12 protein-coding genes, 1 tRNA gene and 1 pseudogene are annotated in these 14,704 nt (G+C 68.5%); 8 read left to right on the top strand and 6 right to left on the bottom strand.

Features of this window, described 5'->3' with window-relative positions; genetic code table 11:
• Positions 1–3: 3 nt before the first annotated feature.
• From Q392_RS21655 to Q392_RS21640, 4 genes are read right to left on the bottom strand one after another with little or no spacing between them, the layout of a single operon-like run.
• A complete protein-coding gene (locus tag Q392_RS21655; RefSeq protein WP_038212192.1) occupies positions 4–1,071 on the bottom strand; it encodes an aldo/keto reductase in 1,068 nt (355 codons plus the stop codon).
• A 48-nt stretch (positions 1,072–1,119) separates the two neighbouring features.
• Positions 1,120–2,217 carry an ABC transporter ATP-binding protein gene (locus Q392_RS21650; RefSeq protein ID WP_038212190.1) on the bottom strand — a complete coding sequence of 366 codons (1,098 nt, stop codon included), beginning with the start codon at positions 2,215–2,217 and terminating at the stop codon, positions 1,120–1,122.
• Positions 2,214–3,863 carry an ABC transporter permease gene (locus Q392_RS21645; RefSeq protein ID WP_245610775.1) on the bottom strand — a complete coding sequence of 550 codons (1,650 nt, stop codon included), beginning with the start codon at positions 3,861–3,863 and terminating at the stop codon, positions 2,214–2,216. Before Q392_RS21645 ends, Q392_RS21650 begins: the two co-directional genes overlap by 4 nt.
• 56 nt (positions 3,864–3,919) lie before the next feature.
• Positions 3,920–5,269, bottom strand: coding sequence for an ABC transporter substrate-binding protein (locus Q392_RS21640; RefSeq protein WP_051953842.1), 1,350 nt, complete (start codon positions 5,267–5,269; stop codon positions 3,920–3,922).
• Positions 5,270–5,367: 98 nt separating this feature from the next.
• Between Q392_RS21640 and Q392_RS21635 the strand changes: the two genes are divergently transcribed.
• From Q392_RS21635 to Q392_RS21600, 8 genes are all read left to right on the top strand, one after another.
• Complete coding sequence (locus Q392_RS21635; RefSeq protein WP_038212185.1) at positions 5,368–6,288, top strand: alpha/beta fold hydrolase; 921 nt, start codon at positions 5,368–5,370, stop codon at positions 6,286–6,288.
• Between the two features lie 73 nt (positions 6,289–6,361).
• A protein-coding gene (gene prfB / locus Q392_RS21630) for a peptide chain release factor 2 (RefSeq protein ID WP_157008130.1) occupies positions 6,362–7,466 on the top strand; the annotation gives its coding sequence in 2 pieces (ribosomal slippage) (positions 6,362–6,442 and positions 6,444–7,466; 1,104 coding nt in all).
• A gap of 2 nt (positions 7,467–7,468) precedes the next feature.
• Positions 7,469–8,143, top strand: a complete 675-nt coding sequence (locus tag Q392_RS21625; protein WP_211260274.1) for an HAD family hydrolase — start codon at positions 7,469–7,471, stop codon at positions 8,141–8,143.
• Positions 8,127–10,820, top strand: coding sequence for an aminopeptidase N (gene pepN, locus Q392_RS21620; RefSeq protein ID WP_038212176.1), 2,694 nt, complete (start codon positions 8,127–8,129; stop codon positions 10,818–10,820). Before Q392_RS21625 ends, pepN begins: the two co-directional genes overlap by 17 nt.
• Positions 10,821–10,842: 22 nt before the next feature.
• A complete protein-coding gene (locus Q392_RS21615; RefSeq protein ID WP_038212174.1) occupies positions 10,843–11,856 on the top strand; it encodes a class 1 fructose-bisphosphatase in 1,014 nt (337 codons plus the stop codon).
• A 25-nt stretch (positions 11,857–11,881) separates the two neighbouring features.
• Positions 11,882–11,957 (top strand) — tRNA-Thr (locus Q392_RS21610).
• Positions 11,958–12,256: 299 nt separating this feature from the next.
• Complete coding sequence (locus Q392_RS21605) at positions 12,257–12,538, top strand: type II toxin-antitoxin system RelE/ParE family toxin (protein ID WP_038212262.1); 282 nt, start codon at positions 12,257–12,259, stop codon at positions 12,536–12,538.
• A 10-nt stretch (positions 12,539–12,548) separates the two neighbouring features.
• Positions 12,549–12,848, top strand: a complete 300-nt coding sequence (locus tag Q392_RS21600) for a HigA family addiction module antitoxin (protein WP_038212260.1) — start codon at positions 12,549–12,551, stop codon at positions 12,846–12,848.
• Between the two features lie 178 nt (positions 12,849–13,026).
• Here Q392_RS21600 and Q392_RS21595 read toward each other — a convergent pair whose 3' ends face one another.
• A complete protein-coding gene (locus tag Q392_RS21595; protein ID WP_038212172.1) occupies positions 13,027–14,229 on the bottom strand; it encodes a GIY-YIG nuclease family protein in 1,203 nt (400 codons plus the stop codon).
• Positions 14,222–14,704: pseudogene (locus tag Q392_RS21590) on the bottom strand (DEAD/DEAH box helicase); the annotation flags it as partial. The gene Q392_RS21595 and the pseudogene Q392_RS21590, both read right to left, overlap by 8 nt.

Here is a 14,704-nt window from a genome sequence, read left to right as displayed (position 1 = left end):
GCGTCAGGCGGCGGGGTCGCGCATCTCCCAGCGGATGGCATCGATCTCGGCCAGCAGCTCGGGTGAGAGCGTGGTGCCCCACGCGTCCAGGTTCTCGTCGAGCTGCGCCAGCGAGGTCACGCCGATGATGGTGCTGGCGACCTGCCACTTGGTGTAGCAGAAGGCCAGCGCCATCCGCGTCGGCGTCAGGCCGTGCTCGCGGGCGAGCTGGTTGTAGCGGCGCGCCGCGGCCAGCGCGTCCGGTCGGCCCCAGCGCTGCTTGCGCACCGACTCATAGCTGGAGATGCGCGCGCCCTTCGGCGCCTCCGGTCCTTCGGTGCCGCCGGCGTCGTACTTGCCCGTCAGCAGGCCGAAGCCCAGGGGCGAATAGACCAGCAGCGACACGTCGAGGCGGTGCATCGTCTCGTCCAGGCCGTTCTCCAGCGCGCGGCTGATCAGGCAGTAGACGTTCTGCACCGTGGCCACGCGCGGCAGGCCGTGCTGCTCCGCCAGCCGCACGAACTCGTGCACGCCGTAGGGCGTCTCGTTCGACAGGCCGATGTAGCGCACCTTGCCGGCCTTCACCAGCGCGGCCAGCGCCTCCAGCTGCTCGTGGATGGAGGTCTGCGACTTCTCCTTGGCCGGGTCGTAGTGGATGTTGCCGAAGGCCGGCACGTGGCGCTCGGGCCAGTGGATCTGGTAGAGGTCGATCACGTCCGTCTGCAGGCGGCGCAGGCTGCCCTCGCACGAGGCGGCGATGTCGGCGGCCGTCATCCCCAGGCCCTCCCGCACCCAGGGCATGCCGCGCGAGGGGCCGGCCACCTTGGTGGCCAGCGTGAGCTTGCGCCGTGCGCCGGGGTTGGCCTTGAACCAGTTGCCGATGATGGCCTCGGTGGCGCCGCAGGTTTCCTTGCGCGCGGGCACGGCGTACATCTCGGCCGTGTCGATGAAGTCGACGCCGCGCTCCAGCGAGCGGCTGAGGATGGCGTGGGCGGTGGGCTCGTCCACCTGCTCGCCGAAGGTCATGGTGCCCAGGCAGATGGGCGTGACGCGCAGGTCGCTGCGGCCAAGGGTGACTTGGGGGAGATTCATGGGGCGGATGCTACCGCCGCCCCTGCCTGCCTTGCGCGCGCCGGCGGATCAGGCCGCGAGGAAGCGCACCTGCCCCGGCTCGATGCCCAGCCGCACGAAGGCGCCGGGCGCCAGCACGGGGTGCCCGGCGTAGTGCGCCTCGTCGGCCACCAGCGAGACGCGGCCCACCCGCAGCCGGTAGCGCGAGAACTCGCCCAGGAACTCGGTGCTCTCGACCGTGCCGTCGAGCCACGCGCGCGCCGGGTCGGTCGGCTCGGCCGGCGCCTGCAGCAGCACCTGGTGCGGCCGGAAGGCCATGGCCGCCGGGCCGGGCGCCGGCGGCGGGCCGGCCAGCCCGGCGGCCGGCAGGCGCAGCGGACCGATGCCCTCGGCCTCGAAGCGCACGCTGCCGTCCTCCTCCACCGCCTCGACGCGGCCTTCGAGCAGGTTGGCGGTGCCGACGAAGCCGGCCACGAAGCGGTTCACCGGCTCGTCGAACAGGCCCGCGGCCGAGCCGACCTGCTGCAGCACGCCGCGGTCGAGCACGGCCATGCGGTCGGCGGTGGTCATGGCCTCCTCCTGGTCGTGGGTGACGAAGATGGTCGTCAGGCCCAGCGTGCGCTGCAGGCGCTTGAGTTCGTCGCGCATCTGCACGCGCAGGTTCTTGTCGAGGTTGGACAGCGGCTCGTCCAGCAGCAGCAGGCGCGGCTCGACCACCACGGTGCGCGCCAGCGCCACGCGCTGCTGCTGACCGCCGGAGAGCTGCCCAGGGCGGCGCTTCGCGTAGTCGGCCAGGCCCACCAGCTCCAGCGCGGCCGCCACCTTGCGCCGGATCGCGTCGCGCGTCTCGCGCCGCTCCACCAGCCCGAAGGCGACGTTGTCCCACACGCTCATGTGGGGCCACAGCGCGTAGCTCTGGAACACCATGCCGATGTGGCGCGCATGCAGCGGCACGCCGGTGATGTCCTTCCCGTCCACCAGCAGCTCGCCGCGCTGGTGCTGGTTGAAGCCGGCGATGAGGCGCAGCAGCGTGGACTTGCCCGAGCCCGACGGCCCGAGCAGCGCGAAGAACTCGCCCGGCTCCACTTTCAGGTCGATGTCGCGCAGCACCTCGTTGCTGCCATAGCTCAGGCTGACGTGGCGCGCCTCGAGCGATGCCTTCTTCATGACGATTCCCTTTCCGGTGCCCGCGTTCTCTCCGCGAAGCGGTGCGAAGCCCAGGTGCCCAGCGCCACGACCACCACGGCCAGCACGCCCAGCGCCGCGCCCGGCCCGCGGCCGGCGGCGCTCTGCATGTACAGGTAGATGCCGTAGCTCATCGGCGCCTGGCTCTCGGCCGAGGTGAGCAGGATGGTGGCCGACAGCTCCACCGCCGCCGTGATGAAGCTGGTGACGAAGCCCGCCAGGATGCCGCCGGCCATCAGCGGCACCATGACGCGGCGCGCCGTGCGCCAGCGCGTGGCGCCCAGGCTCTGCGCCGCCTCCTCCAGCGACACGTGCACCTGCTGCAGCGCGGCCATGCAGGCGCGCAGCGCGTAGGGCAGCCGCCGCACCGCGTAGGCCAGCATGATCAGCACCCAGCTCGTGATGACGGGCGTGTCGGTGAAGGGCAGGTCCACCCCGCGGAACAGCCGCAGGTAGCCGATGGCCAGCACCAGTCCCGGGATCGCCAGCGCGATCGAGGCGAGCGAATCGAGCCAGCGCCGCGCCGGGATCGTGGTGCGCAGGATCAGCCAGGCGATGGCGGTGCCGATCAGCACGTCCAGCCCGGCCGCCAGCACGCAGTACAGCAGCGTGTTGCCGATCATCGGCCTGGCCTCGGTGAAGACGGTGGCGTAGTGATCCAGCGTGTAGGCGTCGGGCAGCACCGAGAAGCTCCACACCTGCGCGAAGGACATCAGCAGGATGGCGATGTGCGGCGCCAGCACGACCAGCAGCACCAGCGCGATCCAGCCGTAGGCCAGCACCGCCTGGGCGCCCGTGAGGCGGCGGCGCTGCAGGCTGCCGCCGCCCTTCTGCAGCGTGGCGTAGTCGCGGCCGGCCGTCATGCGCGCGGCCAGCCACAGCGCCAGGATCGAGAAGCCGATCATCAACACGCTGATGACGTAGCCCATCGGGTCGTCGATGCCCACCGAGGTGATGCGCAAGTAGGCCTGCGGCGCCAGCATGTTGGTCACGCCCATCACCAGCGGCGTGCCCAGGTCGTCGAAGACCTTGACGAACACCAGCGCCGCGCCGGCCAGGAAGCCGGGCATCGCCAGCGGGAAGATGATGCGGCGGAACAGGCGGAAGCCCCGCGCACCCAGGTTCTGCGCGGACTCCTCCATCGCCCCGTCGATGTTGCGCATCGCCGCCACCAGGTTGAGCAGGATGAAGGGGAAGTAGTGGATGCTTTCCACGAAGGTCACGCCCACCAGCCCGTCCATGATCGGCACCTTGAAGCCGAACCACTCGTCCAGCAGCAGGTTGACGCTGCCGTTGCGCCCGAAGATGAGCTGCAGCGCCACCGCGCCGACGAAGGGCGGCATCACCAGCGGCAGCACGCCCAGGGTCTGGATCAGGAGCGCGCCCCGGAATTCGAAGCGCACCGTGAGGTAGGCCAGCGGCACCGCGATCAGCGAGGCGACGACCACGCTGGCCAGCGCGACGGCCAGGCTGTTGAGGAAGGCCTCGGTGAACAGGCTCTGGCCGAAGAAGTTGCCGAAGTGCCCGAGCGTGAAGCCGCCCGAGCCGTCGACGAAGGCGGTGTAGACCACCAGCCCCACCGGCACGAGCAGGAAGACCAGCAGGAAGGCCAGCACCGCGCCGGCCACCGCCCAGGCGCCCCAGCCCGGGCCCCGGCGGTCGGCGCGCGCCGCGGCAGCCGCGCTCACTTGGCCAGCGCCGCGGCCTGGTTGGCCAGCTCCGTGGCCTTGGTGTAGTTGGCGCGCGCCTTCGAGGCCCAGAGCTCTTCCTGGCCCGTGAGCTGCTTGGACACGGCCACGTCACGCCGGTTCTGGCGGAACAGCGCGAGGAACTGCTCGTCCTTGACCGTGTCGCCGCCCACCAGCGGCGAATAGGCATAGCCGCGGGCCTGCTTGAGCAACTCGCTGCCCTGGGCGTTGGGCTTGGCCTTCAGGCGCTTTTCCGCGTCGTGGATGGCCTTGGTCGCGGCCTGCAGTTCCTTGAGGCGGAAGGTCACCATCTGGTCGAACAGGCTCACCACCACCTGGTAGCGCGCGCCCGACAGATGGGAGTCGAACTGCACCTTGGCACGCTTGGCCACGGCCTGGATGTCGGGGTAGCCGGCCGGGATCTTGAGGTCGGCATAGGGCAGCACGGGCAGGCGGCTGATCTTGGGCTCCATCAGGATCTGCTGGCCCGGCGCCGACAGGGTGTACGCAATGAACTTCTTGGCTTCGTCGGCGTTCTTGCCGCCCGTGACCAGGCCGATGTTGGCCGGCACCACGGCCGTGACGCTGGGGTACGCGAACTCCACCGGAAAGCCCGAGTACTTGGCCGACAGGCCGAAGAAGTCGATCACCAGGCCGATGCCGAACTGGCCGCTGTTCACGCCGTCGGGCACGCCGAAGCTGCGGTCGGACACGGCGGCGCAGTTGCCCATGATCTCCAGCAGCTGAGTCCAGCCCTTGTCCCAGCCCTCGCCCTGCAGCAGCGTTTCCACCGTCAGGTGCGTGGTGCCCGAGCGCGAGGGCGAGCTGATCGCCACGTGGCCGAAGTACTCGGGCTTCGCGAGGTCGCTCCATTCCTTGGGCACGGGCAGCTTGTTGGCCTGCAGGTAGCGCGTGTTCCACATCATCCCGTAGCCCGCCAGCGCCTGGCCGTAGTACAGACCGTTGGGATCGTTGATGGGGTAGCTGCCGATCTTGGCGGGCGTGTGCGGGTTCTTGACCTCGGGCGCGGCGGTCAGCAGCTTGTCGCGTGCCAGCACCTCGAAGGCGTCGGGCGCGCTGGCCCACATCACGTCGGGCCGCTGGCCGGCCGGCAATTCCTTGATGTAGGCGATGGCCGCGGTGGTGTTCTTGTTCAGCACCTCGATCTTGATCGAGGGGTTCGCGGCCTCGAAGGCCTTCTTGTACGCGTCGGTCAAATCCTTGGGGAAGGAGGTGATGACGGTCACCGTGCCCGCATGGGCCAGCGTGCCCAGGGCCGCGAGCGCGGCGGCGGCGATGACGGGGCGGAAGCGGCGGGCGGCCGCCCGGGCGGAACGGATGGGCATGGGATCGTGTCTCCTTTGCCGCCTGACGCTACCCGGCACGGCAGGCCCTGTGCAGCGGGTTTTTCCCTGCCGCGCGGGCACTCCTTAACATCCGGCCCATGTACCAGTCCCGCCGCCCTGCCCGCTCCGAGTTCGTCCCCGTGCGCAACCTGCGCTACCACGTGCTGACCTGGGGCGAGCCCTCCGCCGCCCGGCCGCCGCTGGTGCTGCTGCACGGCTGGATGGACGTGGGCGCCTCGTGGCAGTTCGTGGTCGACGCGCTGGGCGAGGAGCGCTTCGTCGTCGCGCCCGACTGGCGCGGCTTCGGCCTGACCGAAGGCGGCGGCGTCGACAACTACTGGATGCCCGACTACCTGGCCGACCTGGACTGGCTGCTGGACCACTACGCCGGTGACCGGCCGGTGGACCTGGTGGGCCACAGCATGGGCGGCAACGTCGTCATGCACTACGGCGGCGTGCGGCCGCAGCGCATGCGCCGCATCGTCAACCTGGAGGGCTTCGGCATGCCCGCCTTCCGCGCCGACGAGGCTCCCGGGCGCTACGGGCGCTGGATCGACGAGCTCAAGCGCCTGCACGCCGGCGAGATGGCGCTGGCCGACTACGGCGCCGCCGACGGCGTGGCGCGCCGCCTGATGAAGACCAACCCGCGCCTCACGCAGGACAAGGCCGACTGGCTGGCCCGCCAGTGGGCGCGCGCCGCGCCCCGGGAGGGCGGCGACGAACGCTGGCGCATCCTCGGCGACCCGGCACACAAGGTGGTCAACGCCAACATCTTCCGCGTGGACGAGATGCTGGCGCTGTACGCCGCGATCGAGGCGCCGGTGCTGACGGTGGTGGCCAGCGACGACAGCCTCTCGGGCTGGTGGAAGCGGCGCTACACGCTGGAGGAATTCCAGCAGCGCCTGCAGTCGGTGCGCGACGTGCGCCTGGCCCGCGTGGAAGATGCCGGCCACATGCTGCACCACGACCAGCCCGGACGGGTGGCAGGCCTGATCGAGGAATTCCTCGCCGACGCCTGAACCGCGGCGCCACGGACGCGGTGCATGAGAAAATCGCGGGTTTTCCCTTTCGGGACCACAGGACACGCACACCATGGACGCAGAACGCATCAACCAGATCGGCACCACCCTGGAAGACCTGAGCACGCGCGCGGTCGACCTGCGGAGGTATCTTTGACTACGATGCCAAGGCCGAACGACTGAGGACCGTCAACGCCGCCCTGGAAGACCCGGCGGTCTGGAACGATCCGAAGAAGGCCCAGGAGCTGGGCAAGGAAAAGAAGGCGCTCGACGGCGTGGTGCTCGTGCTGGAGCGCCTGGGTCGTGAGCTGGCCGACAACACCGAGCTCTACGAGATGAGCCGGGAGGAAGGCGACGAGGCCGGGCTGCAGGCCATCGCCGACGACGCAGCCGAGCTGCAGAAGGAAATCGAGGCGCTCGAGTTCCGCCGCATGTTCAACAACCCGGCCGATCCGCTGAACTGCTTCCTCGACATCCAGGCCGGTGCGGGCGGCACCGAGGCGCAGGACTGGGCCAGCATGCTGATGCGCCAGTACCTGAAGTACGCCGAGCGCAAGGGCTTCAAGACCACGGTGGAGGACGAGTCGCCCGGCGACACGGCCGGCATCAAGGGCGCCACCCTCAAGATCGAGGGCGAGTACGCCTACGGCCTGCTGCGCACCGAGACCGGCGTGCACCGCCTGGTGCGCAAATCGCCCTTCGACTCCTCGGGCGGGCGTCACACCAGCTTTGCCAGCATCTTCGTGTACCCCGAGATCGACGACTCCATCGAGATCGAGATCAACCCGGCCGACGTGCGCACCGACACCTATCGCGCCTCGGGCGCGGGCGGCCAGCACATCAACAAGACCGACTCGGCGGTGCGCCTGACGCACATCCCCACCGGTATCGTGGTGCAGTGCCAGGACGGGCGCAGCCAGCACAGCAACCGCGACGTGGCCTGGAAACGCCTGCGCTCGCGCCTGTACGACCACGAGATGCGCAAGCGCCAGGAAGAGCAGCAGAAGCTGGAGGACTCCAAGACGGACGTCGGCTGGGGCCACCAGATCCGCAGCTATGTGCTGGACAACAGCCGCATCAAGGACCTGCGCACCAACGTCGAAATCTCGGCCACGCAGAAGGTGCTGGACGGCGACCTGGATGCCTTCATCGAGGCGTCGCTCAAGCAGGGCGTGTGACGATGAAAGCGGAAGCCCTCATCTTCGACATGGACGGCACCATGATCGACTCCATGCCCTGGCATGCGAAGTCGTGGGTGGAGTTCGCGCGGCGCCACGGCATCACCATGCCGGCCGACGAGATCCTGCGCCGCACCACCGGCCGCACCGGCACCGAGTGCATGCGCGAGGTGTTCGAGCGCGAGCTGGCGGACGACGAGTGCCTGGCGCTGGTCCACGAGAAGGAAGTCATCTACCGCGAGCTGTTCGACGCCACCTTCACCGAAGTGGCGGGCTTCACGGACTTCGCCCGGCAGGCGGCGCAGCGCGGCCTGAAGATCGCCGTGGGCACCGCCGGCGACCGACACAACATCGCCTTCGCCATGTCGCGCCTGAAGATGGACCCGCTGCCGCTGGCCATCGTCGGCGGCGACGAGGGCCTGGCCGGCAAGCCCGAGCCCGCCATCTTCCTGGAGGCGGCGCGCCGCATCGGCGCCCGGCCCGAGCGCTGCATCGTCTTCGAGGACGCGCCCTTCGGCATCGAGGCTGCCCGCCGCGGCGGCATGCGCGCCGTCGCCGTGTGCAGCAGCCATTCACCCGCCGAACTCGCCGGCGCGCACGTGATCGCCGCCGTGCGCGACTACCACCAACTCGCCCGATCGAATTTCCTGGAGACGCTCGATGCTGCTCTCGCGTGACGCCCAAGCCCAGCCCGTGGCCATCCGCCGCGAGGATTACCGCCCGCCGGCGTACTGGATCGACACCGTCGACCTGACCTTCGACCTCGATCCGGCCAAGACCCGCGTGCTCAACCGCATGCAGATGCGCCGCAACCCCGACGTGCCGGCCGAGCCGCTGCGCCTGGACGGCGACGAGCTGAACCTGGCCCGCGTGCTGGTCGACGGCCAGGGTGCCTCCTTCCGCATGGAAGGCGACCAGCTCGTGCTCGACGGCCTGCCCGACAGCTTCGAGCTGGAGGTCTTCACCACCTGCTGCCCGGCCAAGAACACCCAGTTGATGGGCCTGTTCGTCAGCCAGGACACCTTCTTCACGCAGTGCGAGGCCGAGGGCTTCCGCCGCATCACCTACTTCCTGGACCGCCCGGACGTGATGGCCAGCTACACGGTGACGCTGCGCGCCGAGAAGGCCGCCTACCCGGTGCTGCTGTCCAACGGCAACCTGGTCGAGCACGGCGACCTGCCCGAAGGCCGGCACTTCGCGCGCTGGGCCGACCCGTTCAGGAAGCCCAGCTACCTGTTCGCCCTGGTGGCCGGCAAGCTGGTCGCGCGCGAGCAGCGCGTGAAGGCGCGCAACGGCAAGGAGCACCTGCTGCAGGTCTACGTGCGCGCTGGCGACCTGGACAAGACCGAGCACGCGATGAACTCGCTCGTGCACTCCATCGTGTGGGACGAGTCGCGCTTCGGCCTGGCGCTCGACCTGGACCGCTTCATGATCGTCGCCACCAGCGACTTCAACATGGGTGCGATGGAGAACAAGGGCCTGAACATCTTCAACACGAAGTACGTGCTGGCCAGCCAGGCCACCGCCACCGACGCCGACTACGCCAACATCGAGAGCGTGGTGGGCCACGAGTACTTCCACAACTGGACGGGCGACCGCGTCACCTGCCGCGACTGGTTCCAGCTCTCGCTCAAGGAGGGCCTCACCGTCTTCCGCGACCAGGAATTCAGCATGGACCTGTGCGCCGACGCGTCGGCGCGCGCCGTCAAGCGCATCGAGGACGTGCGCGTGCTGCGCACCGCCCAGTTCCCCGAAGACGCCGGCCCGATGGCCCACCCGGTGCGGCCCGACAGCTACATCGAGATCAGCAACTTCTACACCGTCACCATCTACGAGAAGGGGGCGGAGGTGGTGCGCATGATGCAGACGCTGGTGGGCCGCGATGGCTTCGCCCGCGGCATGACGCTCTACTTCCAGCGCCACGACGGCCAGGCCGTCACCTGCGACGACTTCGCCCAGGCGATCGCGGACGCCAACCCCGACAGCGCGCTGGCCCGCCACCTGCCGCAGTTCAAGCGCTGGTACAGCCAGTCGGGCACGCCGCGCGTGGCGGTGCGCGGCCAGCACGACGCGGCCGCCCGCACCTACACGCTGGACTTCACGCAGAGCTGCCCGCCCACGCCGGGCCAGGGCGACAAGCAGCCCTTCGTCATCCCCGTCAACCTGGGCCTGCTCGGCCCCGACGGGCAGGACCTGCCCCTGCAGCTCGACGACGGCGGCCCGGCCGTGGCAGGCACGCGCACCCTGGTGCTCACCGAGGCCGCGCAGCGCTTCACCTTCACCGGCATCGACGCCGAGCCCGTGCCCTCCATCCTGCGCGGCTTCAGCGCGCCGGTGGTGCTGGACTTCGACTACGGCGACGCGCAGCTCCTGGCCCTGCTGGCGCACGACAGCGACCCGTTCAACCGCTGGGAGGCCGGCCAACGCCTGGCGCTGCGCGCCGCGCTGGCGGCCATCGAGGGCGTCCCCGCGCCCGGCACGCCGGTGCTGGGCGAGGCCTTCGTCGAGGCGATGCGCCAGGTGCTGCGCCACCCCACGCTGGACGCCGCCTTCAAGGAACTGGTGCTCACGCTGCCCTCGGAGACCTACATCGCCGAACAGCTCGCCGTGGTGGACCCGCAGCGTGTGCACGTGGTGCGCGAGGCCATGCGCACCCAGCTCGCCACCGCGCTGGCGTCCGACTGGGCCTGGGCCTACGAGGAGCACAAGGACACCGGCGCCTACCGGCCCGACCCGGCTTCGGCCGGCCGCCGCGCGCTGGCCGGCATGGCGCTCACGCACCTGTGCATCGCCGCGCGCGCGTCGGGCGACACCGTCTGGCCCGGCAAGACGCTGCAGCGCTTCAAGGACGCGGGCAACATGACCGACCGCTTCAACGCCCTTTCGGCGCTGGTGGTCTCGGGCCATGCACTGGCCCAGCAGGCGCTGGTGCGCTTCCACGCCATGTTCAGGGACGAGGCGCTGGTCATCGACAAGTGGTTCGCCCTGCAGGCCGGCGCGCCCGACCGCGGCGGCGACGTGCTGCCGCTGGTCAAGCAGCTGATGAAGCATCCGGACTTCTCCATCAGGAACCCGAACCGCGCGCGCAGCGTGATCTTCAGCTACTGCAGCGCCAACCCCGGCGCCTTCCACCGCCCCGACGCCGCCGGCTACGTGTGGTGGAGCGAGCGCGTGATCGAGCTGGACGCCATCAACCCGCAGGTGGCCGCCCGCCTGGCGCGCGCCATGGACCGCTGGAGCAAGCTGGCCGAGCCCTACCGCAGCGCCGCGCGCGAGGCCATCGCCCGCGTGGCCGCCCGGCCCGAACTGAGCAAGGACACCCTCGAGGTCGTCACCCGCGCGCTCTCAAACTGACATCTGCCGAGGAACGAAACGCATGGCATCCAAAGTCTCCCTGACCCGCTATCTCGTCGAGCAGCAGCGCGTCGACGGGCTCATCCCCTCCCAGCTGCGCCTGCTGCTCGAAGTGGTGGCGCGCGCCTGCAAGAGCATCAGCCAGGCCGTCAACAAGGGCGCGCTGGGCGGCGTGCTCGGCACCGCCGAGAGCGAGAACGTGCAGGGCGAGGTGCAGAAGAAGCTGGACATCATCGCCAACGAGGTGCTGATCGAGGCCAACGAATGGGGCGGCCACCTCGCGGCCATGGCCAGCGAGGAGATGGACAGCATCTACGTCGTGCCCAACCGCTACCCGCAGGGCGAATACCTGCTGCTGTTCGATCCGCTCGACGGCTCCAGCAACATCGACGTGAACGTCAGCATCGGCACCATCTTCAGCGTGCTCAAGAAGCCCGACGAGCAGCCCGGCGTGCAGGAGTCCGACTTCCTCCAGGCCGGCGCCAAGCAGGTGGCCGCCGGCTACTGCGTCTACGGCCCGCAGACCACGCTGGTGCTCACCGTGGGCGACGGCGTGGCGATGTTCACGCTCGACCGCGAGCAGGGCAGCTTCGTGCTGACGCAGGAACACGTGCGCATTCCCGCCGACACGAAGGAATTCGCGATCAACATGAGCAACATGCGCCACTGGGACGCCCCCGTGAAGCGCTACATCGACGAATGCCTGACCGGCCGGGAAGGCCCGCGCGGCAAGGACTTCAACATGCGCTGGATCGCCAGCATGGTGGCCGACGTGCACCGCATCCTGACGCGCGGCGGCGTCTTCATGTACCCCTGGGACAAGCGCGAGCCCGAGAAGCCGGGCAAGCTGCGCCTGATGTACGAGGCCAACCCCATGGCCTGGCTGGTCGAGCAGGCCGGCGGCGCCGCCACCAACGGACGCGAGCGCATCCTCGACCTGCAGCCCAGCAAGCTGCACGAACGGGTGGCCGTGTTCCTCGGTTCCAAGAACGAGGTCGAGCGCGTGACCGGCTACCACACGGGCGCCGGCGCCTGATCCCCTTGCTATAATTGCAGGCTTCGCCGGAGTAGCTCAGTCGGTAGAGCAGCTCATTCGTAATGAGAAGGTCGGGGGTTCGATTCCTCTCTCCGGCACCAACGCCCATAAGGCCCTGTCGCTATGAATTTCGTAGCACCAGGGCCTTTTTCATGGCAGATGTAACGGTGGATGTAAGACGATTTTTGGCGGGCTCGACCAAAGATCAGGCCGTCACTGCACCGTCGCCGCCTTGACGTTGCGACGTTGCCACGCGCCAGACGGCAGCCGTTGCATCTCGCCGCCGTCGGCGCTCGGACCAGCCCCTACACCTTCGCCGAGGCGTTGCGCGACCTCGCCGACGCAGCCGCATGAATAATCCCGCTTTACGTTACTAACGCATAGCGTTATTATGCGTCCCATGGCAATCCAGTCCTTCAAGTGTCCCGAGACAGCGACGCTGTTCATGCTCCAGCGCGTGCCTCGGTGGCGCAACATCGAGGGCGTGGCACTGCGCAAGCTGCGGATGCTGCACGCCGCCCATGCTCTGCAGGACTTGCTGGTGCCGCCGGGCAACCGGCTGGAGGCGTTGCGCGGGGACCGTGCCGGGCAGCACTCGATCCGCGTGAACGACCAGTGGCGTATCTGCTTCGTGTGGACGCCCGAGGGACCGCAGGACGTTGAAATTGTTGATTACCACTGAGGTGATGACCATGACCAAGCCCCTACCCATCCCGACGCCGGGCGAAATCCTGGCGACCGAGTTTCTGGAGCCGATGAGCCTGACCCAGTACCGGCTCGCTCAGGCCATTCACGTGCCGCAAACGCGCATCGCCGCCATCGTCAAGGACGGCCGGGCGATCACCGCCGACACGGCCCTGCGGCTCGCCCGCTTCTTCGGCACGTCCGTGGAGTTCTGGATGAACCTGCAAAGCCAGTATGACGCCGACGTGACTCGGCAATCCATCGGCGAGGAGCTGGCGACGATCCAGCCCTACACCGCTGCAGCATAGCTCTCAGAAATCGCCCCGGCATGTCGCCATGGCCGTGCAGCCCGGCACGCCACCCGGGGCAGTGAGACGGCCGAGCAAACCGATGCCCGGCTTGCTCGCTCGCTTGGGCACCGGCAGCGGCGCTGGTGCAGGGGAGAACTACTTCAAATAGGCTAGCCTGGCTGGAGGACAGCGCCAATCATGCGCTTGCGCTGTTCTCGGCCTTTGTCAACTTGGCGGTCCCGGGGTCGTAGATGTAGCCGGTGATGCTGCCATCCTTGATGCGCGCCACGGCCTCATCGATGACGAACAGCGGGACGAGGAACCACTCCTCTGGCTGCACAGGACGGCCGAAGCGGTCATTGATGGTGATACTCAACCGCGCGGGTGCAAACAGCCTGTGGAACAGGTTCTCCATCCGGGTGCGATTGATCCCCGCGAGCTTGTAGGTCGCAACGACTTCGACCTTGGCAAGCAGGTAGGTCGCTTCGTTTTCGGCGTTGGCGATGCGCGTTTCAACCCTGCCGCCCGTCACGCCCATCTTGTGGATGATGTCGCGGTGTTGGGCAACGTAGGGGTGGTCGGACAGGGAGCGCAGGACGTAGATCGTGCCGCTTTCCACATCATCGGCCTCAAGCTCGCCGCCAAAAGAAAGTTGCCCGCTCTCGGGCGAGGCCAGCCGCCGCGCGGCAGGGTCGTTGTAGAACGCACGCTGGAGCGAGCGCAGCAGCAGATTGCTTTCGGTGCCGTTGGAGAAGATGAGGCGCAGGCGACGGTCCACTTCCCCGGCCGTCGTCTTCAGCGGCTCACCGACCTCGGCGACGTAGAGCGTAAGGCCATCGAGAACGAAGAAGTCCCCGGCTTCAATCGCGCGGCGGCCTGCTTCGATGGGCTGGGACTGGCGCATGCCGGTCTTGACTTCCGCCTGCACGCGCTCGAACAAAGGCTGGAAGGTCTCGAAGTCCTCGCAGGGCTTACGATCTGCGACTTCCTCGGCGGCGCGCTTTTCGGCGCTGGTTCGGACGTGGCGCAAGACCGTGATGTCGTCCGCGCCAGCGACATCCGCCAGTTCGGCAGCCAGGTCGTCGATGTCGATGGTTTCGTCCGCCGAAGCGGCAACGGTCGGTGCTCCAGCAAGCAAGCCTTGATGGTCCAGCGGCTCAAGCAAGGCACGCCAATCCGGGAGCGCGCGTAGACGGTCAAGCCGCACGGCATATAGGCGCTCGAATATGTCGCGGTCTTCGCCATGCTGCGGCGCACGCCCGTGCTGCTCTACGAAGCGTTGGATTTCCTCGAAGCCTGCAATGACACGCTCCTCGCTGGCTGGGCGGCCATTTTTCTTCTCAGCCGGAGCGAACTCGGCCAGCTCTGCCGCCAGGTCGTCAAGATCGGAGTTACTCATAGCGTCCCTCCGCCCTGAAACGCATGAAGGCGGCCGCGCCTTCGGCAAGGTGCTTTTCCCATGCGTCCTGCGAGGTAACCGATGGAGCCCTCCCACGCTCGCGTTTGAACTCAACCGCGCGCTTGGCGATCACTTTGGCATCCTCAGGCGTGATCGAGGTGCGCTTGGCCGAGATGGCTGCCGCGACCTGCTTCAAGCTGTCCTCGCTCATGGTCTTGGCAAGGATGGCGTAGGCTTCCCCGAAGGGGTTGATGCGGTCGATCAGGTCGATGTCCAACTCGCGCACGTCCATCGCGAAGCGGCGCACGCCGTCGATCAGGGCGGTGTTGGGCGACCCATCGCTCTCGCCTTCGGTGACAAGCCGCTTGGCCTGCTGCGTGAGGTTGAGGGCGGCGATGGCGTGCTGGCGCACGGCCTCCTGATCTTCGGCGTCAAGCTCGGGATACTTGTCCTTGATGATCTTGCCCATGCGAAC

Source organism: Xenophilus azovorans DSM 13620 (assembly GCF_000745855.1).
GTDB lineage: Bacteria > Pseudomonadota > Gammaproteobacteria > Burkholderiales > Burkholderiaceae_C > Xenophilus > Xenophilus azovorans.
The sequence above is the reverse complement of the archived record's forward strand: the minus strand, read 5'-3'. Positions and strand labels throughout refer to the sequence as shown.